The following is a 19,584-nucleotide window of genomic DNA, read 5'->3' on the forward strand; positions in this document are numbered from 1 at the left end:
CCTCCGGCCCCGCCCCCGCCATACTGAACCCGCACGTCAAGCAGCCGCTCCAGCGCAGCAGCGGTGGCGCACCACGAAGACTCCGCCCGCACGAGGAGCCCCAGAGCCATGGCCGAAAACCCCGCCTACCCCGTAGGTCTCCGCCTCGCGGGACGCCGCGTCGTCGTCCTCGGCGGCGGCCAGGTGGCCCAGCGCCGCCTCCCGGCGCTGATCAAGGCAGGCGCCGACGTCCTCCTCGTCTCCCCGTCGGCGACGCCGTCCGTGGAGGCCATGGCGGACGCGGGCGAGATCACCTGGACCAGGCGCCGCTACGAGGACGGTGACCTCCAGGGCGCCTGGTACGCCCTGATCGCCACCAGCGACGACGAGGCGAACACCGCCGCCTCCGCCGAGGCCGAGCGGCACCGCGTCTGGTGCGTGCGCTCCGACGACGCGGAGGCGGCCACGGCCTGGACCCCGGCCACCGGCCGCTCCGAGGGCGTCATCGTCGCGGTCCTCTCCAGCGACGTCCACGACCGCGACCCGCGCCGCACCGCCGCCATCCGCGACGCCGTCGTCGAGGGCCTGCGCGACGGCAGCCTCGTCGCCCCGCACCTGCGCACCGGGAACCCCGGCGTGGCCCTGGTCGGCGGCGGCCCCGGCGACCCCGACCTGATCACCGTGCGCGGCCGGCGCCTGCTCGCCGCCGCGGACGTCGTCATCGCCGACCGCCTCGGCCCCCGCGACCTCCTGGACGAGCTGCCGCCGCACGTCGAGGTCATCGACGCCGCGAAGATCCCGTACGGCCGCTACATGGCCCAGGAGGCGATCAACAACGCCCTGATCGAGCACGCCAAGCAGGGCAAGGCCGTCGTCCGCCTCAAGGGCGGCGACCCCTACGTCTACGGCCGCGGCATGGAGGAGCTCCAGGCGCTCGCCGAAGCGGGCATCACCTGCACCGTCGTACCCGGCATCTCCAGCTCGATCTCCGTCCCCTCGGCCGCCGGCATCCCCGTCACCCACCGCGGCGTCGCCCACGAGTTCACGGTGGTCAGCGGCCACGTGGCCCCGGACGACGAGCGCTCCCTGGTCGACTGGCAGTCCCTGGCCAAGCTGCGCGGCACCCTGGTGATCCTCATGGGCGTCGACAAGATCGGCAGGATCGCGGAGGCCCTGATCGCCCACGGCAAGGCAGCCGACACGCCGCTCGCCCTGATCCAGGAGGGCACGACGGCCGCCCAGCGCCGCGTCGACGCGACACTCGGCACCGTCGCCGAGGCGGTCCGCACCCACGAGGTGAAGCCCCCCGCGGTCATCGTCATCGGCGACGTCGTGAAGGTCGGCCCCGAGCCGCTCCCGTAAAGCGTCCCGCACCCCCGCAAGTAACCAGCGGTAACGGAACCCGTCCGGAGCCGTTGGCACCACACCCAGGACAAGGCAGTATCACCCTGTGGCTGATCTCATCACCGTCGACGACCCCGACGACCCGCGCCTGCGCGACTACACAGGCCTGACCGACGTCGAGCTGCGCCGCAAGCGCGAACCGGCCGAGGGCCTGTTCATCGCGGAGGGCGAGAAGGTCATCAGACGGGCCAAGGACGCCGGCTACGAGATGCGCTCGATGCTGCTCTCCGCCAAGTGGGTCGACGTCATGCGCGACGTCATAGACGAGCTCCCCGCGCCGGTGTACGCGGTCAGCCCCGACCTCGCCGAGCGGGTCACCGGCTACCACGTGCACCGCGGCGCGCTCGCCTCCATGCAGCGCAAGCCGCTGCCCACCGCCGACGAGCTCCTGGCGACCACCCGCCGCGTGGTCGTCATGGAAGCGGTCAACGACCACACGAACATCGGCGCGATCTTCCGGTCCGCGGCGGCGCTGGGCATGGACGCCGTCCTGCTCTCCCCGGACTGCGCGGACCCGCTCTACCGACGCTCGGTCAAGGTGTCGATGGGCGCCGTCTTCTCGGTCCCGTACGCCCGTCTGGAGTCCTGGCCCAAGGGCCTGGAAGGCGTGCGCGAGGCGGGTTTCAACCTGCTCGCCCTCACACCGGACGAGAAGGCCAAGTCCCTCGACGAGGTGGCCCCGCACCGCATGGACCACGTCGCGCTGATGCTCGGCGCGGAGGGGGACGGCCTGTCCACCCAGGCGCTGGTCGCCGCCGACGAATGGGTGCGCATCCCGATGGCCCACGGCGTCGACTCGCTCAACGTGGGCGCGGCGGCCGCGGTCTCGTTCTACGCGGTGGCGACGGGCCGCCCGCAGCTCTGACGGGCGGGCGCGCTTCAGCCGCGGACGCCGGCTCCCGAACCACCCTGCGGCCGGAGCGACTGCGACTGCGTCTGCGCCTCTGCCTGCGTCTGTGACTGCTGCTGGTGTACGTCGGTGTCGCCGAGGCTCCGCGCGGGTCCCTGGCACCCCTGGGCCGCCGCGATGCCCAGCGCGACCAGCAGCGTCACGACGACGAACACGGTGAGCCGCTGCCGCAGCAGCCGCGGATTGGCGGGCACCCGACGGCCCGTCCCCGTGGTGCGGGGACCCTGGCGCCCGGTGCCGCTGCGCGGGCCGGGCCTGCCGCCGGAGCGGGTGGTGTTGCGGGGCCCGGTGGGCCGGGAGCCGGACCGCGGCGCGGCCGGGCGGGACGAGCCGGTCCTGGCCGGTCCCGAGCGCGGCGGGGGAGTGGCGCCAGGGGCGGGCCGCCGCTGGGTGCGCTCGTCCAGATAACGCTCGGCGAGCCTGCCCGTCGGCCGGTCGTGGTCCTGGCGGGGCGCGGGCGGCCGCGCCTCACTGATGCCCTGGGCCTCGCGGGCGGCGATCTCCTTCAGCCGCAGCGACAGTTGGAGCGTGCTGGGCCGCTCCTCCGGGTCCTTGGCGAGGCAGGCCCTGATGAGCGGCGCCAGTGCGTCGGGCACGCCGTGCAGCTGCGCCTCCTCGTGGACCACCCGGTAGAGCATGACCTCGGAACTGCCGTGGCCGAAGGGCGAGTCCGCCATGCCCGCGTACGCGAGCGTGGCGCCGAGGGCGAAGACGTCGGTGGCGGGGGTGACGGCCGCGCCGCGCACCTGCTCGGGGGCGAGGAAGCCGGGGGAGCCCACGGCGGTCCCGACGTGCGTCAGCGTCGAGGCGCCGGTGGCCCAGGCGATCCCGAAGTCGATGATCCGCGGCCCCTTGGGGGACAACAAAATATTGGACGGCTTGAGATCCCGATGCACGACACCGGCTTCGTGCACGGCGACAAGCCCCTCGGCCAGCGCCGAACCGACCACCGCGACATCGGCCGCGGAGAGCGGCCCCTCGGCGGCGACCTTGTCGTGCAGCGAGGGCCCGGGAACGTACTGCGTGGCGAACCACGGCCGGTCCGCGTCGAGATCGGCGGCGACGAGCCGAGCCGTGCACCCGCCCCTGATCCGCCGGGCGGCCGAGACCTCCCGCGCGAACCGCGACCTGAATTCCTGATCCTCCGCCAGGTCGGGCCGGATCACCTTCAGGGCGACGCGCTGCCCCCGCCGGTCCGACCCCAGATAGACGACCCCCATGCCGCCGGCGCCCAGGCGCCTGTGCAGCCTGAACGAGCCGACGACACGCGGGTCCTCGCGCCGGAGCCGCATCATCGCCATGTCCATCCCCGCTACCCGGTCCGTCTGACGAGCCACAGCTTACGTTTCCGCGGCCGGGCACGTGCAGAGGCCGCGCCCTCGCGGGGCGATCGATTGTCAGTGCCGGGTGGGAAACTTGAAGAGTGGTCAGGGAGCGGGGGACGGGCGGTGGTTGCCGCCGCCCCATATCCCAACCAACCGTCACTGAAGGGGGATTGATCCCGTGAAGGGTGATCGTGTGGAGATAGTCGTGGACGCCGGTGACACGACTCGGACGTACGAAGTGGTGGCGAGCAGGGCCGGTCGGCGGGTGGAGACGGCGGTCCGCAGGGGAGTGGTCGAAGTGAGCGAAGTCACCCGTAGCGGGTCTGTGGTGCGTACGGCGCGTTTCATGGCGACCCGGGTCCTGGCTCTGGTGGAGCAGCCCGTCCCCAGGGAGGACGCCTCCGAGGCCACGGCGCGTCCCCTCCGGGAAGACCCTGAGTCCTAGGACCTGTCGTAGGACCCTTTCTCCACCCACGGGAGTACGCGCCCCCCGACCGCTCATCCTCCGGGAGGCCCGGCAATCGGTACGAGGGCATGACGACCGGGGCGCCCCACGCACCTAAATTTGAGGTCAAGCGGCGGGTGTAGCACTCGTCCCCCGAGGTCAGACACTCGCCGCTCCAAATCCACATCGAAGCGGTCAGGAGAGGAATCATGGCGGACACGGCACCGCGGACCATGATCCGCACGCAAGGGCGCAGGTTCTCCGCGTTCGGCGTCCGTCCGTCATCCGGCACGCGTCACCCCTTGGTGGCGACGGCCATGGTTCTCCCCCTGGCAGCCCTGCTCGTGGTCGTCTTCGGCGGCTGGGAGGCAGTGGTCACACAAGCGTCGTCCGTAGGCGTGATGCTGGGGCGCTGAGCGGCGCCCCGGGCCCGGAAGAGCGGTCCGGGCGGGGACATCCGGCCTTGAAACCCCGTGGGGACGGGGGTGCGGCGGACGGCAAAATGCCCGCGCAGCTGGGGAGCTGCGCGGGCATTGCCATACCCGCCCCCGTCATGACCCGCCCTCCCCGACCGCCCACCCCCCAGCCCGCTCCACACAGTCGCCCGCCCCAGGTCGGCGCCGCACGCGGTGGCCGGCTCCCTCCCCACCCACGAAGCCCGACCCGCCCCCCACCGGGGTAACGGCGCCCCGGCACCCGCCACACGGCGGCGCCGCACGCGGTGGCCGACTGCCCCACTCATCCGCGAGGCCCGCCCCCCCACCGGGGTAACGGCGCCCCGGCACCCGCCACACGGCGGCGCCGCACGCGGTGGCCGGCTGCCCCACTCATCCGCGAGGCCCGACCCGCCCCCCACCGGGGTAACGGCGCCCCGGCACCCGCCACACGGCAGCGCCGCACGCGGTGGCCGGCTCCCCCCACTCATCCGCGAGGCCCGCCCCGCCCACACCGGAACAACGGCCCCCCGGCACCGGCCACAGATGTGGGGGCCCCAGGCCCCGGCTGCGTGCTGGCCCTGCCCCGGCTTTCCCTGGACGGGCGGGCGTCGCGGCCCCGGTTGCACGGTGGCCCTGGCCTTGGCGGCGTGGCGGTGCCTGTCGGCCTGGGGTGCGCGGCGGTGCCCTGCAGGCCTTGGTGCGTGAGGTCCCTCCTTGGGGGGCTCGGCTGCGCGGGTGGTCCTCCCGGGCCCCGGTTGCACGGTGGCCTTGGCGGCGTGGCGGTGCCTGTCGGCCTGGGGTGCGCGGCGGTGCCCTGCAGGCCCTGGCGCGCGAGGTCCCTCCTCGGGGGGCTCGGCTGCGCCGGTGGTCCTCCCGGTCCCCGGTTGCACGGGGTCCCGGCCTGGGACGCGCGGCGGTGCCCCCAGGCCTCGGTTGTGCGAGGCCTCCCGGCCCAGGCTGTGCCCGCACCCGACGTTTCTGGGTGCGGGGCCACGGCCTGGTTGGGTGGTGGTGCCCCCGCAGGTCCCGGTTGCGCGGTACCCCGGACCAGACTGCGCGGCAGCCCGCCCCAGGTCCAGCTGCACGGGCGGTCCTTTCGGGTCCCGTTGCGCGGCGGCCCGTTGCCGGGCGGCCCCGTCCTCGGCTGCGCGGTCCGTTTAGTCACGTCTGCGCGGCCGTCCTCCCACGGCATCGGCTGCGCGGCGGTCCTCCCGAGCCCGGGTGCGTAGGCGGTGCCTCCCGGACCCCGGCGCGCGAGCGGTCCCCCTTGGGGCCCCGACTGCGCGGGTGTTCCCCCTGCCTCGCTGCGCGGGCGGTGCCTCTGGCCCCCGGCTGCGTGGGCGTTGACCCCCCTGGCCTCGCTGCGCAGGCGGCGCTTCCGGCTCTGGCTCCGGGCCCGGATGCGCGTAGGCCCCGACCCGCCCCCTCACGCCCTGCCGGCAAGGCGCCCCGCAGTCGTACGCTTCCGGGACAGTCCCTCGACGTACGGAAGCTCGTGACCAGCGCGATACTCACCGATCTGGCCGGTAAGGCCCGAGCCGTCGTCCATGCCCAGTCCGGTTCCGGGGAGCCCTGTGGCTGTGGGGGTGAGGTCGGCGTGCTTGCGGATCGGGTGGATGCTGCCGTCGTGCGGCATGGCGATCTCGTCGCGAAGGCTCATGCTCCCGGTACGGAGCCGGGGGAACTGGCTGTGAGGCTTGGTGTGGCTGCTCGGCTTCCCGGGGTTTTGTTGGCGCCCCTGCGAGGTCGCGTGGATGGGCTGCGCGGGCGGCTCGTGACGTACTGGCCCCACGGCACCCCCGTCGACCGCGACGACCCCGACGCCGCCCCCTGGGAGGCCGCCGGTGCCCTCCTCGCCCGTCTGCACGCCGTGCCTGGGCACGAGCTGCCGCGTCCGCTTCCGCCGATGCGTGGGCCCGTCAAGGCGGCACGTGCCGTCGGAAGGCTGCGGGCGGCAGGGCCGCACCCCGCGGCGCCCCCGGTCCTGCGGGCGTGGGCGGGGCTGCCGGCCTGGGCCCGGGCCGAGGCCCCCACGCCCGGGCCTCGGTACCTGTGTCACGGAGACTTCCACCTGGGACAGCTCGTGCGCACGGCACAAGGACAGTGGCTGCTCATCGACGTGGACGACCTCGGCGGCGGCGACCCCGCCTGGGACCTGGCGCGCCCCGCCGCCTGGTACGCGTGCGGCCTGCTCGCCCCGGACGAGTGGACACGGTTCCTGGACGCCTACCGGAGAGCCGGCGGCCGCGCGGTCCCCGCCGACGGCTCCGACCCCTGGCCCGCCCTGGACGTCCCGGCCCGCGCCCTGACCGTCCAGACCGCCGCCCTGGCGATCGCCAAGTCGGTCGCCGCCGACCGCCCCCTGGACGAGGTGGAACAGGCCCTGGTCGACGCCTGCGACCGGATGGCCGGAGTGGCCGCTCGCCCGCCCGAGTTGGCCCCGGACCCGACGAAGTAGGGTGCAACGCACCGAAGCCGGGCAGTATCCCGGCGAAGCAGTCATCACCGTCGAGGAGTTGAGCCGTCCCCATGCAGTGCCCCAAGTGCCACGCACCGATGCACACGTACAACCGCAATGGCGTCCAGATCGAGCAGTGCAACAACTGCCGCGGCATATTCCTGGACTACGGCGAGCTCGAGTCGCTGACCCGCCTGGAGGCGCAGTGGGGCGGCCAGCAGGTTCCTCCGCCGCCCGCGCCGCCCGCCGCCCCCCAGGCCTACCCCGCGGCCCCGGCGCCGGCCTGGGGCGCCCCGCACGTCGCGCACGGCGGCCACGGCGGTCACCACGGTCACGGCGACCACTACGGCCACAAGCGTCACAAGAGCTTCGGGCACATGCTCTTCTCGTCCTGAATCGACGACAGGCTGAACCGAACGACGAAGCCCCCGGTCGTGGAGACGACCGGGGGCTTCTGTGTGTGGTGCGCGATACTGGGATTGAACCAGTGACCTCTTCCGTGTCAGGGAAGCGCTCTCCCGCTGAGCTAATCGCGCGGGTGAACCTGCGTTTGTTGCGTACTGCGTGCGCGATACTGGGATTGAACCAGTGACCTCTTCCGTGTCAGGGAAGCGCTCTCCCGCTGAGCTAATCGCGCGGGGTTCGGTCCGAGGACCAGGATCCGAAGATCCAGTGGACGATACTGGGATTGAACCAGTGACCTCTTCCGTGTCAGGGAAGCGCTCTCCCGCTGAGCTAATCGTCCTTGGAGGTGGAGACGGGATTTGAACCCGTGTAGACGGCTTTGCAGGCCGTTGCCTCGCCTCTCGGCCACTCCACCAGGAGTGCGGGGGGTCGGGAAGATCCCCCACTTTCCTGCGAGCGGACGACCAGGTTCGAACTGGCGACCTCAACCTTGGCAAGGTTGCGCTCTACCAACTGAGCTACGTCCGCTTGTCTTTCCCGGTCCGCTTGCGCGTCCCGGCGACGTGTTGAACTCTAGCGGATTCCTGGGCCAGTACAAAAACGCGTTTGCGCAGCGTGCTGCGCTGTCCCTGGCCCGAGGCGCGGCCGGCGCGCCGGTCATAGACTCACAGCCGTGCACAACCCCCCTCTGACGTCCTCCTCCACGCTCCCTCCCATGGCGCGCTTCGGCGGTCTCGTGGCCACCGGCCTGCGCGACGTGACCAGCGACCCCGCGGCCCTGGACTCCACCGGCTTCTGGGCGGTGACCGCGGACTTCGAAGGGGGCATGGTCTGCGCCCGCTTCGACGACGTACGCCCGGAGGCCGTGCCCGCCCCCGTCCCGGGGAAGTGGCACGGCCCCGCCGCCGACGACTGGACGTCCTCCCTGGACCGCGCCGCGTACACGGACGGGGTGCGCCGCGTACGCGCGTACATAGCCGCCGGCGAGGTCTACCAGGCCAATCTCTGCCGCGTCCTGTCCGCGCCCGTCCCCGCCGACGCCGACGTGGACGCCCTGACGTCCCTCCTCGCGCGCGGGAACCCCGCCCCGTACGCCGGAACGATGCGCCTGCCCCAGCACGGCGTGGAGGTGGCCACCGCCTCCCCCGAGCTCTTCCTGCGCCGCCGGGGACGCTTCGTGGAGTCGGGCCCCATCAAGGGCACCGGCCGGACCGAGGCGGACCTCCTGGAGAAGGACTACGCCGAGAACGTCATGATCGTGGACCTCGTCCGCAACGACCTCGGACGCGTCTGCGCGACCGGCTCGGTCACCGTTCCCGACCTCTGCGTCGTCGAGAAGCACCCCGGACTCGTCCACCTCGTCTCCACCGTCGGCGGCGAGCTGCGCCCCGGCGCGGGCTGGCCGGAGCTGTTCGACGCCGCGTTCCCGCCCGGCTCCGTCACCGGTGCCCCGAAGTCCAGCGCCCTGCGGATCATCGACGAGCTGGAGACCGCGCCCCGCGGCCCGTACTGCGGCGGCATCGGCTGGGTCGACGCCGACCGCGGCACCGGCGAGCTCGCCGTCGGCATCCGCACCTTCTGGATCGACCGGGCCGAGGGCGTCCTGCGCTTCGGCACCGGGGCGGGCATCACCTGGGGTTCGGACCCCGAGGGGGAGTGGCGGGAGACCGAGCTGAAGGCTGCGCGGCTGCTGGCGGTAGCGTCGGGGGCGTACGAAGCGAGCGGAGGGACCACAACGTGAAGATCTGGCTCAATGGCGGGCTGCAGGACCTCGACGACGCCCGTGTCTCCGTCCTCGACCACGGTCTGACGGTCGGCGACGGCATCTTCGAGACGGTGAAGTCGGTCGAGGGCCGTCCCTTCGCACTGACCCGGCACCTCGCCCGGCTCGCGAAGTCGGCGCGCGGCCTCGGGCTGCCCGAGCCGGACCTCGACGAGGTGCGCCGCGCCTGCGCCGCCGTCCTGGCCGCCAACCCCCTCCCGCTCGGCCGGCTGCGGATCACCTACACCGGGGGCCTCTCGCCGCTCGGTTCGGACCGCGGCGACCAGGGCACCACCCTCGTCGTGGCCCTCGGCGAGGCCGTGCGGCGGCCCGACACCACCGCGGTGGTCACGGTCCCGTGGACCCGTAACGAACGGGGCGCGCTGACCGGCCTGAAGACCACCTCGTACGCGGAGAACGTCGTGGCCCTGGCCCGCGCGCGCGAACAGGGCGCTTCGGAGGCACTGTTCGCGAACACCGTCGGACAGCTCTGCGAGGGCACGGGATCCAACGTCTTCGTCGTGCTCGACGGCGAGATCCACACCCCGCCGGTCGCCTCCGGGTGCCTCGCGGGCATCACGCGCGAGCTGGCCGTCGAGTGGACGGGCGCGCACGAGACCGACCTGCCCCTGGACGTCCTGGACCGCGCCGACGAGGTCTTCCTGACGTCGACGCTGCGCGACGTGCAGGGCGTGCACCGCGTCGACGGACGTCAACTGCCCGTGGCCCCCGGCCCGGTCACCACCAAGGCGATGCGGATCTTCGACGAGCGGGCCGCGGACGACCTGGACCCGTAAGTCCCGTAAGTCCCGGGAATCCCCGGTGACGGCGCGGGTCCGTGGCGGGTAGAACCTGAGGGATGACCACGACCCTGCGGCCGACCGGGCCGCTTCAGCAGAGCGCCGACGGCGGCAAGGCGCGTACATACGACGTCTGTGTGAACAGCCGTCCCGTGGGCTCGATAGCCCTCGCCACGCACGAGGTCTTCGGCCCCCGCGTCTGCCGGGTCCGCGACCTGCGCATCTCGGAGCCGGACCGCGGACGCGGGCGCGGCACGGTGGCGGCGCTGGCCGCCGAGGAGGTGGCGCGCGGCTGGGGCTGCACGCGCATCGAGGCCACCGTCCCCGCCGACGCCACCGCCGCCCTGCGCCTCGGCACGGCTCTCGGGTACGTCGAGCGGAACCGCGTGCTGCGCAAGCCGCTGCCCGCCGACGCGCTCGCCCTGCCCGACGGCGTCGAGTGGCGGCCGATGGCCGAGGACGAGTACGAACCGTGGCTGGCGCACGAGGAAGACGGTTACGTAAAGGACTGGACGGAGCGCGGTGTCCCCGAGGCGGAGGCGCGTGCCAAGGCGCGCGCCGACCACGCTCGCCTGCTCCCGCAGGGTCTCGCGACGCCCGACTCCTGGGTGAGCGTCCTGACCCACCACGGTGTCCGGGTGGGCACTCTGTGGATCGCCCTGGAGGGTGAGGACGCCTTCGTCTACAACGTAGAGGTGGCCGAGGCGCACCGCGGGCAGGGCCACGGCCGTTCCCTCATGCTCGTCGCGGAGACGCAGGGCCGTGCGGCCGGCCGGGACCACATCGGCCTCAACGTCTTCGTCGGCAACACCCCGGCCCTGCGCCTGTACGAGTCGCTGGGCTACGAACCGGCCTCGTACTACCTCTACAAGCCGCTGCTCTAGGACAGGCCCTGGTCGCCGTCCCGGCCGCCGTCCGCCGCGAGGAGACGGTCGACGATCCCCTCGACGCGCTCGCGCAGGCCCTCCTGGCTCTTGCCGCCGTCCAGGCGCTCGCCGCCGATGACGTACGTCGGCGTGCCGGTGACACCGATCGCCTTGCCCTCGGCCTCGTCGGCGTCGACGATCAGGATGTGCCGCCCGTCGATCAGCGCGGTGTCGAACTCCTCCGCGTCGAGGCCGAGTTCGCGGGCGGTGTCCACCAGGTACTTCTCGCCCTCGCGGTCGAGGCGCTCCACCCCGGCGAGCACCGCCTCGACGTACGACCATCCCTTGCCCTGCTCGAAGGCCTCCTCGGCGGCCTGTGCGGCGGCGAAGGAGTGCTTGTGCTTCTCGAGGGGGAAGTGCCTCAGGCGCAGCTCGACGCGGTCGCCGTAGCGGGCGCGCAGGGCGCGCACGTCGTCGAGGGCGGTACGGCAGTCGGGGCACTGCAGCTCGCACCAGACGTCGACGACGACGGGGCGGGCGGGGTGGTCGGGAGGGGAGTCGCTCATACGCACAGTCTTCCAGCCCGGGGACGTGCCACCCAACCGGGAGGGGCGGCGCCGACCGGCACCTGCGGAGGAGGCCGGACCCCGAGATGACCCGGAAATGTCCCTGAGGTCCGACCGGGACATGGCTACGCGGCGCCCGTCCGGTGCAGGATGGAAGGGACGACAGCGTCTTTTCCGACGTACGCCTGCATGCCTGGAGGACCGGATGATTGCCGAGACCGTCTGTTCCGCCGTATCCGCGGCCGGGCTCGGCATCGCCGCGGTCACGGCCTACCGCAAGCGCTTCCTCACCGCGGCCCGGCTCGCCGCGTACTCGCTGGTTCCCGTCGGCCTGGTGATGACGGGAGTCGTCGGCTGGGCCGCCGACACGGCGTTCAGCCTCAAGGCCTGGATCGGCTTCGGCGTGCTCGGCGTGGCCTGGCTGATGTTCCTGGGCACGCGCGCGGTGGAGCGCCGCACGGGCGGCACCCGCAAGGAGCGCAAGGCGGCGAAGGCCGCGCGGCGGGAGGCGGTGGCGCCCGCCGCGTCGGCGCCCTCGCTCGGCGCGAGCGCCAGTCCTGCCGCGGGCCGGCCCGCGGCCAAGCCGCAGAAGGCCGCGCCCGCGGAGGACTTCAGCGACATCGAGGCGATCCTGAAGAAGCACGGCATCTGATGACAGCCGGTGGCGTGCGCCGTCAGGGGCCCAGCCGGACCTCCGCCAGCACGTTGACGCCGTCGACCCAGTCGACGGAAGCGTTCGCACACCGCGCGACCCTTCCCCGCGTGGGGAAGGCCGGATCGGGCAGGGCGAGCCCGATGCGGTGCGGGCCGTGCGCGCCCGCGGGCAGCGGGAGCTCCGCGCGTACGGTGGCGGGCGCCGGAGCCGCGTGGTCGTCGTCCGTCTCCGCACGCCCCTGGGACCGCCAGTCGCGCCAGTCCGCACCCGTGTCGGCCGAGGCCACCGTCCGCCCCGCCGCATCCAGCAGGACCAGCCGTGCCGGACGCGCCTGCTTGGGCGGCGCGAAGCCCTTGGCGCGCAGCCCCCGGAAGGCGCTCTCGATGTTGTCGAGCGCGCTCCGCGGGACCGTCGAGGTCGCGAATTCCCAGAGGTAGAAGTACAGCTGGGTGAGGTTCGCGCCGGGCCCGTACTCGCGTTCCAGGAGGTCGAGTGTCTTCGCGGCGTCGGGGGAGTGGTCCTGCTCGTTCGGCCAGGGGCTCGTCAGGTCGCGGGCGTTGTACGACGTCTCGTAACGGAAGCCGCGACGCGGGTTCGGCAGCGGGGCGCGGGGCCACGGGCCCGTGCGGCCGGTGGCGGCCGACGCCGTGCCGAGCGGCACCGTCGCGACCCCCGCCGTGTCGAGCGCGGTCGTCAACAGCCGTCTGCGTTCCAGGGACAGAGCGGCTCCCTCGTTCGAGTGCGGACGGTGCCGCCGAGTCTCGCGAGGGGAGACGCCCGTGAGCCATGGACGGGGCGTGCCGGGCACTGGACTTTCGCCTGTTCACGGAATCCGGCTAACTACCCCTTTGACCGGGCGTGTTGGTACGCGACCACCCGTCGGCTGCGTCATCATCACCGCGAGATGCTGGACACCACCACAGAGGGCGATGCCGCCCCGCCCGACGACGGCAGACAGCCGGACGACGGCAGACGAGCGGCACCGGCCCATGAGCGACGACCTGCCGACACCGAGCGGCGCGCCACCGACGGCGCGGCGGAGCGGCCCACCGGCGACGAAGAGCGGCAGGGCTGTCTCTTTGCCCTTTCGCAGCCACCCTTGATGATCTTCCTGGCGGTGATCAGCACCTTGATCCTGGTGGCCTCGCTGCACGACCTGTTGCTGCTCTAGCCCGCGGCCTCCTTGCGGCGTGCGCGGTACGCGGCGACGTGCAGCCGGTTGCCGCAGGTGCGGCTGTCGCAGTAGCGGCGCGAGCGATTGCGGGAGAGGTCGACGAAGGCGTGCCGGCAGTCCGGGGCCTCGCAGCGCCGCAGCCGTTCCTGCTCCCCGGCGACGAGGAAGAAGGACAGCGCCATCCCGCAGTCCGCCGCCAGGTGGTCCGCGACGGAGGCACCCGGCGCGAAGTAGTGGATGTGCCAGTCGTAGCCGTCGTGGTCGGTGAGCCGGGGCGTGGTGCCGGCCGCCGCGATCAGTTCGTTGAGGATCACGGACGCGGCCTGCGGTTCGGGGTTCGCGAAGACCTCCCCGAAGCGGGCGCGGATGCGGTGGACGTCGGCGAGGTCGCCTTCGGAGAGCGTCCCGACATCGCTGACGTCATGGCTTCGTACGAACTCACCGAGCGACGCCAGATTCGCGAGCCCGTCTGTGCCGTTCGTCTCCGGTGCGGTGTTCACCAGATCGACCACGGCGTCGAGAGAACACCGGGTGTCGTGGGTGATCAGCACGATTCGCTCCCTGGCCTGGAGGTAGTGGGGTCTCCCCTGCTCATCGAGAGCTTGGGGAACCATGCCCGCCGATGCTGGCCGATGCTAGCGGCTCCGTCACAGGACACACCGGCGCCGTCGCCGCGGGAGGTCCGCGACGACGGCGCCGGTGACTGCGTCTGTTCGCCTTGTGTCGTTGTGCCGTGACTGCTTGCGCCGTCGCCCCGAGTCGGACGGCGTGGTGGTTCTCGACGCGCCCTTGTGGCGCTAGCTCTCGGCCAGGATGTGAGAGAGCTCCGTGTCGAGATCGAAATGGCGGTGTTCCGTGCCGGGTGGCACGGCTGCGTCCGTTCGCTTCAGGAAGGACTCCAGGGCCCGCGCCGGGGCCTCGAGCAGAGCCTCGCCCTCCGGGGAACTCAGGGCGATGCAGACGACGCCCTGACCGTGGCTCCGGGACGGCCAGACTCGGACGTCGCCGGTACCGGTGGGCCGGTGCAGGCCCTCGGCGAGGAGGTCGCGGGCGAACACCCACTCGACGGTTTCCTCGGCTCCGGTGTGGAAGGTGGCGTGCACGGCATAGGGATCGGCCGTGTCATACCGCAGTCCTGCGGGTACAGGCAGTGAGGACTCGCTCGACACAACGAGGCGCAGGTGCAGCTCGCAGCTGACCGTGGTGTTCATAAGCGCCAGGGCCTTTCGCTCAGTGTGCGCTCGGGGATTCGCACGTCGGCGAAATCGACATGCCACCTACGGTGCCGTTGTAAACCCCTCTGAGGGCTTTGCGTGTCTTTAGGTGCCTCGTATGGCGGGTTGTCCCGTGTCTCCGTGCGCCCATTCCGGTGACGGGTTTCCGTCCGGTAAGGTTTGGCCGCATGAATACGGGGAGTAACGAGCCGGCGGGGGTCACGGATCCCGTCGCCGGAGCCAAGCCCGAACAGCCGCTCGGTTCGCGGGCGCCGGAGTTCGTCCAGGCCCGCAAGGCACTGCACCTGAGCTGGCAGGTCGGCGTCTTCATCGTCGGCCTCGCGGTCGTCGTCGCGGGCATCATCATGCTGCCCCTGCCCGGACCGGGCTGGCTGGTGATCTTCGGTGGCATGGCGATCTGGGCCACCGAGTTCGTCTGGGCCCAGCTGGTGCTGCGCTGGACGAAGCGCAAGGTCACCGAGGCCGCACAGCGTGCACTCGACCCGAAGGTGCGCCGCAGGAACATCATCCTGACGACGATCGGACTCGTGATCGTCGCGGTGCTCGTCGGGATCTACGTGTGGAAGTTCGGCATCACCATGCCGTGGGAGATCAAGGAGTGACCCCCGGGTGACTCCGGGGCGGTCCGGAGCACCCGCTGACATGCGGTAATGTTCTCCGTGCGCCCGGGGCGATTAGCTCAGTGGGAGAGCGCTTCGTTCACACCGAAGAGGTCACTGGTTCGAACCCAGTATCGCCCACCCCGGATTACGGCCCGGAGGCTTTTTGAGCCTCCGGGCCGTTCTCGTATTCCCGTGTTTTTCAACGGAATTGACGGGTCGACATGTGGGCTCAATGACTCCGCATGTCGTGGCGGCGACCGGGAATCAGCGCATTCGGTCGAGCGCATTCCGCAACCGCCGCGCGTCCCGCAGCCGTTGTTCGTACGTCGCGCCGACGACGAGGAGCAGCAGACCCGCGAGCGCGGGCGGCAGCCAGCGGGGCAGGACCCCCACGGCCTGCACGAGGTACGGGGCCAGTTCGTGCAGCGCGTCCAGGGCGAGGACCGCGCCGCCCAGGACCAGCGGGGCGCGCAGCCGGTGGTGGGCGCCCAGCAGCGTCAGGGCGAGGGCCGCGGTGCCGAGCAGCAGCGGACGCTGCCAGTACGGATCGCCCCAGGCGGCGGCGAGGCTCGGCAGCAGCGTCGTCGCGAGGCCGGGGCCGTACGCCGTCCAGGAGGAGACCTCGGGGTCACGGCGGTGCCGCAGCAGGCCGAGGAGCAGCGCGGGGATCGTCACCGGCAGGGTGTACGCCTCCGGGGCCGCCACCTCCCACGAGGCGAGGCGGACCCAGCTCGCCAGGACGAACATCGCCCCGGCCGCGTATCCGACGGGCCTGCGGTCCGGACGCAGCGCGGTGCCGGCCGCGATGAGCCCGCCGAGCCCGAGGGCGAGCGCCAGCGTGGACGCGGTGCCCGCGGCGAGCAGGACGGCGACGGCGCCGGACCCGGCCGCCGTGATCTCGACGGGCAGTGTCAGAGGATGCCGGCCGAGACGCGCCGCGGCGAGCGCGGCCAGGGCCGGGACGGCGAAGGTGAGCAGCCCGATGTGTTCGGGATGCAGCCCCCACGCGGCGCCCGCGGCGCAGACGAGCGCGGTGGCGTGAGCGAGGACGGCGCATCCGGCGACCGCGGCCACCTCCGGCGCGGGCGCCACACCCCGCGCCATGCGCACGCAGACAGCGAGATAAAGCGCCGTGAGCACACCCAGCGTGGCGAGGGTGGCCGTACTGGTGGCCAACGAGAGGAACACGACGCTCACAGAGGACAACAGCGCCAGGAGGGAGGCGATCAGGGTAGGGGTGGCCCACGTGTGGGGTGCGGTGGGGGCGGTGGGCGTGGCGGAGGTGGTCGGCGCGGCAGGTGTGGGGGTGTGTGGGCTGGCAGCGGTGAAGGGGGCTGAGGTGTCCGGGGTGCCGGGCGTGGTCTGGGAGGTGGAGGGGGCGGACGTGGTCGGAGTTCCGGGCATGGTCTGGGAGGTGGAGGGGGCGGACGTGGTCGGAGTTCCGGGCGCGGTCTGGGTGGTGAAGGGTGCGGACGTGGTCGGAGCCCCGGTCGTGGTCTGGGTGGTGAAGGGTGCGGACGTGGTCGGAGCCCCGGGCGTGGTCTGAGCGGCGGAGGGTGTTGACGTAGCCGGAGGCGCGGGTGTCGCTGCTTCGGTCGGCTTCGTCGACGTGTCAGAGGTAAGCGGTGTGGTGGACGTGGTCCGTGTCGCGGTGGTGAGCAGGGCGGCCGTCACCAGGAGGTGTGCCGAGAGCCCGGCCTCGTACGGGAGCCGAAGCGCGGCCGGCAGTGCGATCGCCGCCGCCCAGGCGAGCACCGGCGCACCGTACCGGGCCGCGCGCCCGGCCGTCTCGCCCAGCGGGCCGCTCTCCGCGACCAGCACGGCGGCGACGGTCACGAGCACGAGCGGGGCCAGGAGCGGGTGGGGGAGCGGCAGTTCGAGCAGCAGGGCGTCCCGCGCGTCCGAGGGCGCCCCCGACCAGACCCGGGTCGCCCAGCCGAGCGGCCCGAGCAGCGCGACCCCGGCGACCGGCAGCGCCCACAGCACCGCGCAGCCCTGCACCACGGCCGACGCCGAGACGAGTCCGAGCCGCAGCGGCCGGGGCAGCGCGGTGCGGGCTGCCGCCAACAGCGCGATGCCGCACGCCAGATAAGCCGGCACCGTCCACGCGGCGGGCAGCACGGTGCGCAGCACGCCGCCGGACCCGGCCACCACGAGCAGCCCGGCGAACGCCGCCGCGCCGGTCGTCACCTCGCGGCTCTTCGCCCACCACGCGGCCGCCAGAGCGATCAGGGCAGCGAACAGCAGCAGCATGCCCGCGCGTGCCGCCTCCGCCGGGTCCGTGGCCCGCGCGGACAGCCAGCCCGCGCCCGCCGCACCCCACAGACCCAGCACGCAGGCACCGGCCGCGGCTACGACCCGTACGGAACGGACGCCCGCCCACAGCGCGAGCCCGGTGTCGAAGGCCGCCGTCACGAGCAGCGCGGCCGTCATCGCATGCTCACCGGCGTGCACGGAGCCCGCCCACAGCACCAGGGGCAGTTGGGCCGTCGCGACCGCCGTAGGCAGCGGCGAACGCAACCCGCCGAGGAGCAGCCCGTACCCCGCCCACAGCGTGGCGAGGACCGCGGAGGTCCCCGCCGCGTAACCGAGGGTCCCGGTGTCGGAGAGGGAGAGATAGCGCAGCGCGTACGCGTCCAGGACGGTCAGCGCGAGCCCGAGACCCGCCACCGCCTCCGCCGTCGAACGCAGCGAACGGCGCAGCAGGAGCGCGGGAGCGACGAGCGCCGCAAGCGTCACCGCGCCGAGGACCGCACTGCGGCCGCCGATGCCCAAGTGACCCCAGCTCACCACCGTGAAGGCGATCGCCGCGATGGTCAGGAGCACCCCGCCCAGCGTGAGCAGGACGTTCTGCGCGCTCGGCGGCGCGGCTCCGGGGGCGGCCGGTCCTGCCGGACGAGGGGGCCGCCCGGCCGGGCCCGCCGCGCGCAGGGCGCCGAGCAGCCAGGCTCTGCGCTGCAGCAACAGCGTCCTGCGCGCCTCCAATTGGCGCAGCTCCCAGTCGAGGAGGCGGAGCTCCTCGGCAGGGGGCGGAATGTTCGTCATGCCTGGAGTGTGGTCCGCGCCACCCCGTGCGGCATGGGTGTGGATACTCAGGGGGTACTCAGATTCGGCGCGCGAGCGGGCAGACTCGGTCCATGGACTGGTGCCACTACCGATTTCGCAGCGTCTGGGACATCCCCGGCGCGCCCGCCGACGCCTTCGCCGAACTGGAGCGCGCCGAGGACTATCCGCTGTGGTGGCCGCAGGTGCGCGAGGTGAAACGCCTCGACGACCGCAGCGGCGTCATCCGCTTCCGGTCCTTCCTCCCGTACGACCTCGTCGTCACCGCGGAGGAACGGCGCCGCGACCCCACGGCCGGGGTCCTGGAGATCGGCATGACCGGGGACCTGGACGGCTGGGCGCGCTGGACCCTGACGGCCGGGCCCGCCGGAACGCGGGCCCGCTACGACCAGGAGGTCGACGTGCGCAGGCCCCTGATGCGGCGCCTCGCCGTCCCCGGACGCCCGCTGTTCCTGCTCAACCACGCCGTGATGATGCGTGCCGGGCGGCGCGGTCTCGCGGCCCGGCTGGCAGCGGTTTGAAGGAAGGGCGCCCGGACCTGTATTGTTCAGTCCGTTCCCGGGCGATTAGCTCAGTGGGAGAGCGCTTCGTTCACACCGAAGAGGTCACTGGTTCGAACCCAGTATCGCCCACCCGGAGAATGCCGGTCCGTCAGCAGACGGACCGGTTTTTTCTTGCCCGGCGCCAAGAGCCCGCCGGTTTCCCGCCCGCGGCGGCGCGCGTCAGGCGGCCGCCCGGAGTTCGGGACGCAGCGGCCACGCCGGGTCCACGGCCTCCGGCGTGCCGCTCTTCGCGAACCACGCCTGCAGACCGCGCGCCTGCGCCGCGTGCCAGACGGCCTGCAGCGTGTGCAGCTCGGCCGGCGACAGACGCTCCAGGCGCGCCGCGAAACGGCGCCCCACCGCGCGTACGACATCCATCGCGGCCTGCGCGTCCGCCGCCGCGTCATGGGCCTCGGCCAGCTCCACCTCGTAGTGCGCGCACAGGTCGGTGAGCGTGCGGCGGCCCTTGCGGTACCGGTCGAGCTGCTTGTCCAGGACCCGGGGGTCGATCACGCACAGCGATGAACCCTCCATGTAGCGGCTCAGGGACGCGGCGCGGTGCCTGCGCAACTCCCGGTCCAGGATGGTCAGATCGAACGGCGCGTTCATCACCACGATCGGCCGGCCCGCCGCGGCCTGCTCGGCCAGATCCCGCGCTATCTCCTCCATCACCGGCGCCGGCCAGCGGCCGGTGCGCTGCAGGTGCTCCTCCGTCAGTCCGTGCACCGCGGTGGCGGCCTCGGGCACGGGTACGCCCGGATTCACCAGCCAGCGGGTGATGCGCGGTCGGGTTCCCGCGCCCTGCTGGACGACGACGGCGGCCGACACGATCCGGTCGGTCTCGACGTCGACGCCCGTGGTCTCCGTGTCGAATGCGGCCAAGGGGCCCTCGTACCAGCACGTCATGGTGACGCAACTCCTCGTTCTCTCCCGGCAGATGACGTCAGGTCCCCTGC

General features: G+C 72.8%; 20 protein-coding genes and 7 tRNA genes. 15 read left to right on the forward strand and 12 right to left on the reverse strand.

From position 1 onward, the window contains the following. Positions 1–108 precede the first annotated feature (108 nt). Together cobA and ACZ56E_RS21390 are read left to right on the forward strand one after the other, a co-directional pair. A complete protein-coding gene (cobA, locus tag ACZ56E_RS21385) occupies positions 109–1,341 on the forward strand; it encodes a uroporphyrinogen-III C-methyltransferase (protein ID WP_471216273.1) in 1,233 nt (410 codons plus the stop codon). Positions 1,342–1,429: 88 nt separating this feature from the next. Then, complete coding sequence (locus ACZ56E_RS21390; RefSeq protein WP_471216275.1) at positions 1,430–2,248, forward strand: TrmH family RNA methyltransferase; 819 nt, start codon at positions 1,430–1,432, stop codon at positions 2,246–2,248. A 14-nt stretch (positions 2,249–2,262) separates the two neighbouring features. Here ACZ56E_RS21390 and ACZ56E_RS21395 read toward each other — a convergent pair whose 3' ends face one another. Next, complete coding sequence (locus ACZ56E_RS21395) at positions 2,263–3,600, reverse strand: serine/threonine-protein kinase (RefSeq protein ID WP_471216425.1); 1,338 nt, start codon at positions 3,598–3,600, stop codon at positions 2,263–2,265. Positions 3,601–3,796: 196 nt separating this feature from the next. On the opposite strand from ACZ56E_RS21395, the gene ACZ56E_RS21400 reads away from it, so the two are divergent. The 4 genes from ACZ56E_RS21400 to ACZ56E_RS21415 all read left to right on the forward strand — a co-directional run bounded on the left by ACZ56E_RS21400 (position 3,797) and on the right by ACZ56E_RS21415 (position 7,353). Beyond that, complete coding sequence (locus ACZ56E_RS21400) at positions 3,797–4,063, forward strand: hypothetical protein (protein WP_471216277.1); 267 nt, start codon at positions 3,797–3,799, stop codon at positions 4,061–4,063. A 209-nt stretch (positions 4,064–4,272) separates the two neighbouring features. Beyond that, entirely contained in the window at positions 4,273–4,479 is a 207-nt protein-coding gene (locus tag ACZ56E_RS21405; RefSeq protein ID WP_468611596.1) for a hypothetical protein, read from the forward strand. A 1,516-nt stretch (positions 4,480–5,995) separates the two neighbouring features. Further along, positions 5,996–6,958 carry an aminoglycoside phosphotransferase family protein gene (locus ACZ56E_RS21410; protein WP_471216278.1) on the forward strand — a complete coding sequence of 321 codons (963 nt, stop codon included), beginning with the start codon at positions 5,996–5,998 and terminating at the stop codon, positions 6,956–6,958. A gap of 71 nt (positions 6,959–7,029) precedes the next feature. Next, positions 7,030–7,353, forward strand: a complete 324-nt coding sequence (locus tag ACZ56E_RS21415) for a TFIIB-type zinc ribbon-containing protein (protein WP_468611595.1) — start codon at positions 7,030–7,032, stop codon at positions 7,351–7,353. Positions 7,354–7,419: 66 nt separating this feature from the next. Here ACZ56E_RS21415 and ACZ56E_RS21420 read toward each other — a convergent pair. The 5 genes from ACZ56E_RS21420 to ACZ56E_RS21440 all read right to left on the reverse strand — a co-directional run bounded on the left by ACZ56E_RS21420 (position 7,420) and on the right by ACZ56E_RS21440 (position 7,891). After that, positions 7,420–7,494, reverse strand: a tRNA-Val gene (locus tag ACZ56E_RS21420). A 29-nt stretch (positions 7,495–7,523) separates the two neighbouring features. After that, positions 7,524–7,595 (reverse strand) — tRNA-Val (locus ACZ56E_RS21425). A 36-nt stretch (positions 7,596–7,631) separates the two neighbouring features. Beyond that, positions 7,632–7,703, reverse strand: a tRNA-Val gene (locus ACZ56E_RS21430). 1 nt (position 7,704) lies between these two features. Further along, positions 7,705–7,778 (reverse strand) — tRNA-Cys (locus ACZ56E_RS21435). A gap of 40 nt (positions 7,779–7,818) precedes the next feature. After that, positions 7,819–7,891 (reverse strand) — tRNA-Gly (locus tag ACZ56E_RS21440). Between the two features lie 187 nt (positions 7,892–8,078). Between ACZ56E_RS21440 and ACZ56E_RS21445 the strand changes: the two genes are divergently transcribed. The 3 genes from ACZ56E_RS21445 (at position 8,079) to ACZ56E_RS21455 (ending at position 10,809) form a co-directional block, all read left to right on the forward strand. Then, positions 8,079–9,104 carry a chorismate-binding protein gene (locus ACZ56E_RS21445; RefSeq protein WP_471216427.1) on the forward strand — a complete coding sequence of 342 codons (1,026 nt, stop codon included), beginning with the start codon at positions 8,079–8,081 and terminating at the stop codon, positions 9,102–9,104. Then, positions 9,101–9,922: an aminotransferase class IV gene (locus tag ACZ56E_RS21450; RefSeq protein ID WP_471216279.1), complete on the forward strand. Its 822-nt coding sequence runs from the start codon at positions 9,101–9,103 to the stop codon at positions 9,920–9,922. Before ACZ56E_RS21445 ends, ACZ56E_RS21450 begins: the two co-directional genes overlap by 4 nt. A 62-nt stretch (positions 9,923–9,984) precedes the next feature. Then, positions 9,985–10,809 carry a GNAT family N-acetyltransferase gene (locus ACZ56E_RS21455; protein WP_471216281.1) on the forward strand — a complete coding sequence of 275 codons (825 nt, stop codon included), beginning with the start codon at positions 9,985–9,987 and terminating at the stop codon, positions 10,807–10,809. On the opposite strand, the gene ACZ56E_RS21460 is transcribed toward ACZ56E_RS21455, so the two are convergent. Next, a complete protein-coding gene (locus ACZ56E_RS21460) occupies positions 10,806–11,357 on the reverse strand; it encodes a DsbA family protein (RefSeq protein ID WP_471216283.1) in 552 nt (183 codons plus the stop codon). The two genes, ACZ56E_RS21455 and ACZ56E_RS21460, sit on opposite strands and share 4 nt — an antisense overlap. 205 nt (positions 11,358–11,562) lie before the next feature. On the opposite strand from ACZ56E_RS21460, the gene ACZ56E_RS21465 reads away from it, so the two are divergent. Continuing rightward, positions 11,563–12,009 carry a hypothetical protein gene (locus ACZ56E_RS21465; protein ID WP_471216285.1) on the forward strand — a complete coding sequence of 149 codons (447 nt, stop codon included), beginning with the start codon at positions 11,563–11,565 and terminating at the stop codon, positions 12,007–12,009. Between the two features lie 22 nt (positions 12,010–12,031). Here ACZ56E_RS21465 and ACZ56E_RS21470 read toward each other — a convergent pair whose 3' ends face one another. Next, positions 12,032–12,709, reverse strand: coding sequence for a hypothetical protein (locus ACZ56E_RS21470; RefSeq protein ID WP_471216287.1), 678 nt, complete (start codon positions 12,707–12,709; stop codon positions 12,032–12,034). Between the two features lie 207 nt (positions 12,710–12,916). Here ACZ56E_RS21470 and ACZ56E_RS21475 point away from each other — a divergent pair, with 207 nt between their 5' ends. Next, positions 12,917–13,183, forward strand: a complete 267-nt coding sequence (locus ACZ56E_RS21475; RefSeq protein WP_471216439.1) for a hypothetical protein — start codon at positions 12,917–12,919, stop codon at positions 13,181–13,183. On the opposite strand, the gene ACZ56E_RS21480 is transcribed toward ACZ56E_RS21475, so the two are convergent. Both ACZ56E_RS21480 and ACZ56E_RS21485 read right to left on the reverse strand, forming a co-directional pair. Continuing rightward, positions 13,180–13,737, reverse strand: a complete 558-nt coding sequence (locus ACZ56E_RS21480) for a CGNR zinc finger domain-containing protein (RefSeq protein WP_468611590.1) — start codon at positions 13,735–13,737, stop codon at positions 13,180–13,182. The genes ACZ56E_RS21475 and ACZ56E_RS21480 overlap by 4 nt on opposite strands. Positions 13,738–13,983: 246 nt before the next feature. Beyond that, positions 13,984–14,397, reverse strand: coding sequence for an SsgA family sporulation/cell division regulator (locus ACZ56E_RS21485; RefSeq protein WP_003959770.1), 414 nt, complete (start codon positions 14,395–14,397; stop codon positions 13,984–13,986). 191 nt (positions 14,398–14,588) lie between these two features. Between ACZ56E_RS21485 and ACZ56E_RS21490 the strand changes: the two genes are divergently transcribed. Then, positions 14,589–15,023 carry a TIGR02611 family protein gene (locus tag ACZ56E_RS21490; RefSeq protein WP_471216290.1) on the forward strand — a complete coding sequence of 145 codons (435 nt, stop codon included), beginning with the start codon at positions 14,589–14,591 and terminating at the stop codon, positions 15,021–15,023. Between the two features lie 66 nt (positions 15,024–15,089). Continuing rightward, positions 15,090–15,161: transfer RNA gene (locus tag ACZ56E_RS21495), tRNA-Val, on the forward strand. A 126-nt stretch (positions 15,162–15,287) separates the two neighbouring features. Here the strand turns inward: ACZ56E_RS21495 and ACZ56E_RS21500 are convergent. Beyond that, positions 15,288–18,068, reverse strand: coding sequence for an SCO7613 C-terminal domain-containing membrane protein (locus ACZ56E_RS21500; protein WP_471216292.1), 2,781 nt, complete (start codon positions 18,066–18,068; stop codon positions 15,288–15,290). A gap of 92 nt (positions 18,069–18,160) precedes the next feature. Between ACZ56E_RS21500 and ACZ56E_RS21505 the strand changes: the two genes are divergently transcribed. Both ACZ56E_RS21505 and ACZ56E_RS21510 read left to right on the forward strand, forming a co-directional pair. Then, a complete protein-coding gene (locus ACZ56E_RS21505; RefSeq protein WP_471216294.1) occupies positions 18,161–18,607 on the forward strand; it encodes an SRPBCC family protein in 447 nt (148 codons plus the stop codon). Positions 18,608–18,646: 39 nt separating this feature from the next. After that, a tRNA-Val gene (locus tag ACZ56E_RS21510) sits at positions 18,647–18,718 on the forward strand. Between the two features lie 90 nt (positions 18,719–18,808). Here ACZ56E_RS21510 and ACZ56E_RS21515 read toward each other — a convergent pair. Further along, positions 18,809–19,534 (reverse strand): exonuclease domain-containing protein, encoded by a 726-nt coding sequence (locus ACZ56E_RS21515; RefSeq protein WP_471216296.1) that lies wholly within the window; start codon positions 19,532–19,534, stop codon positions 18,809–18,811. Positions 19,535–19,584: the final 50 nt, after the last annotated feature.

The sequence above is a fragment of the Streptomyces sp. NPDC039480 genome, from assembly GCF_055597165.1.

Excerpts from the sequence above, each read along its gene's own strand:
- cobA (WP_471216273.1), top strand. The coding sequence starts at position 109 with ATGGCCGAAAACCCCGCCTACCCCGTAGGTCTCCGCCTCGCGGGACGC.
- ACZ56E_RS21395 (WP_471216425.1), bottom strand. The coding sequence starts at position 3,600 with ATGGACATGGCGATGATGCGGCTCCGGCGCGAGGACCCGCGTGTCGTC.
- ACZ56E_RS21405 (WP_468611596.1), top strand. The coding sequence starts at position 4,273 with ATGGCGGACACGGCACCGCGGACCATGATCCGCACGCAAGGGCGCAGG.
- ACZ56E_RS21415 (WP_468611595.1), top strand. The coding sequence starts at position 7,030 with ATGCAGTGCCCCAAGTGCCACGCACCGATGCACACGTACAACCGCAAT.
- ACZ56E_RS21445 (WP_471216427.1), top strand. The coding sequence starts at position 8,079 with ATGGCGCGCTTCGGCGGTCTCGTGGCCACCGGCCTGCGCGACGTGACC.
- ACZ56E_RS21455 (WP_471216281.1), top strand. The coding sequence starts at position 9,985 with ATGACCACGACCCTGCGGCCGACCGGGCCGCTTCAGCAGAGCGCCGAC.
- ACZ56E_RS21460 (WP_471216283.1), bottom strand. The coding sequence starts at position 11,357 with ATGAGCGACTCCCCTCCCGACCACCCCGCCCGCCCCGTCGTCGTCGAC.
- ACZ56E_RS21465 (WP_471216285.1), top strand. The coding sequence starts at position 11,563 with ATGATTGCCGAGACCGTCTGTTCCGCCGTATCCGCGGCCGGGCTCGGC.
- ACZ56E_RS21475 (WP_471216439.1), top strand. The coding sequence starts at position 12,917 with ATGCTGGACACCACCACAGAGGGCGATGCCGCCCCGCCCGACGACGGC.
- ACZ56E_RS21485 (WP_003959770.1), bottom strand. The coding sequence starts at position 14,397 with ATGAACACCACGGTCAGCTGCGAGCTGCACCTGCGCCTCGTTGTGTCG.
- ACZ56E_RS21490 (WP_471216290.1), top strand. The coding sequence starts at position 14,589 with ATGAATACGGGGAGTAACGAGCCGGCGGGGGTCACGGATCCCGTCGCC.
- ACZ56E_RS21500 (WP_471216292.1), bottom strand. The coding sequence starts at position 18,068 with ATGACGAACATTCCGCCCCCTGCCGAGGAGCTCCGCCTCCTCGACTGG.
- ACZ56E_RS21505 (WP_471216294.1), top strand. The coding sequence starts at position 18,161 with ATGGACTGGTGCCACTACCGATTTCGCAGCGTCTGGGACATCCCCGGC.
- ACZ56E_RS21515 (WP_471216296.1), bottom strand. The coding sequence starts at position 19,534 with ATGACGTGCTGGTACGAGGGCCCCTTGGCCGCATTCGACACGGAGACC.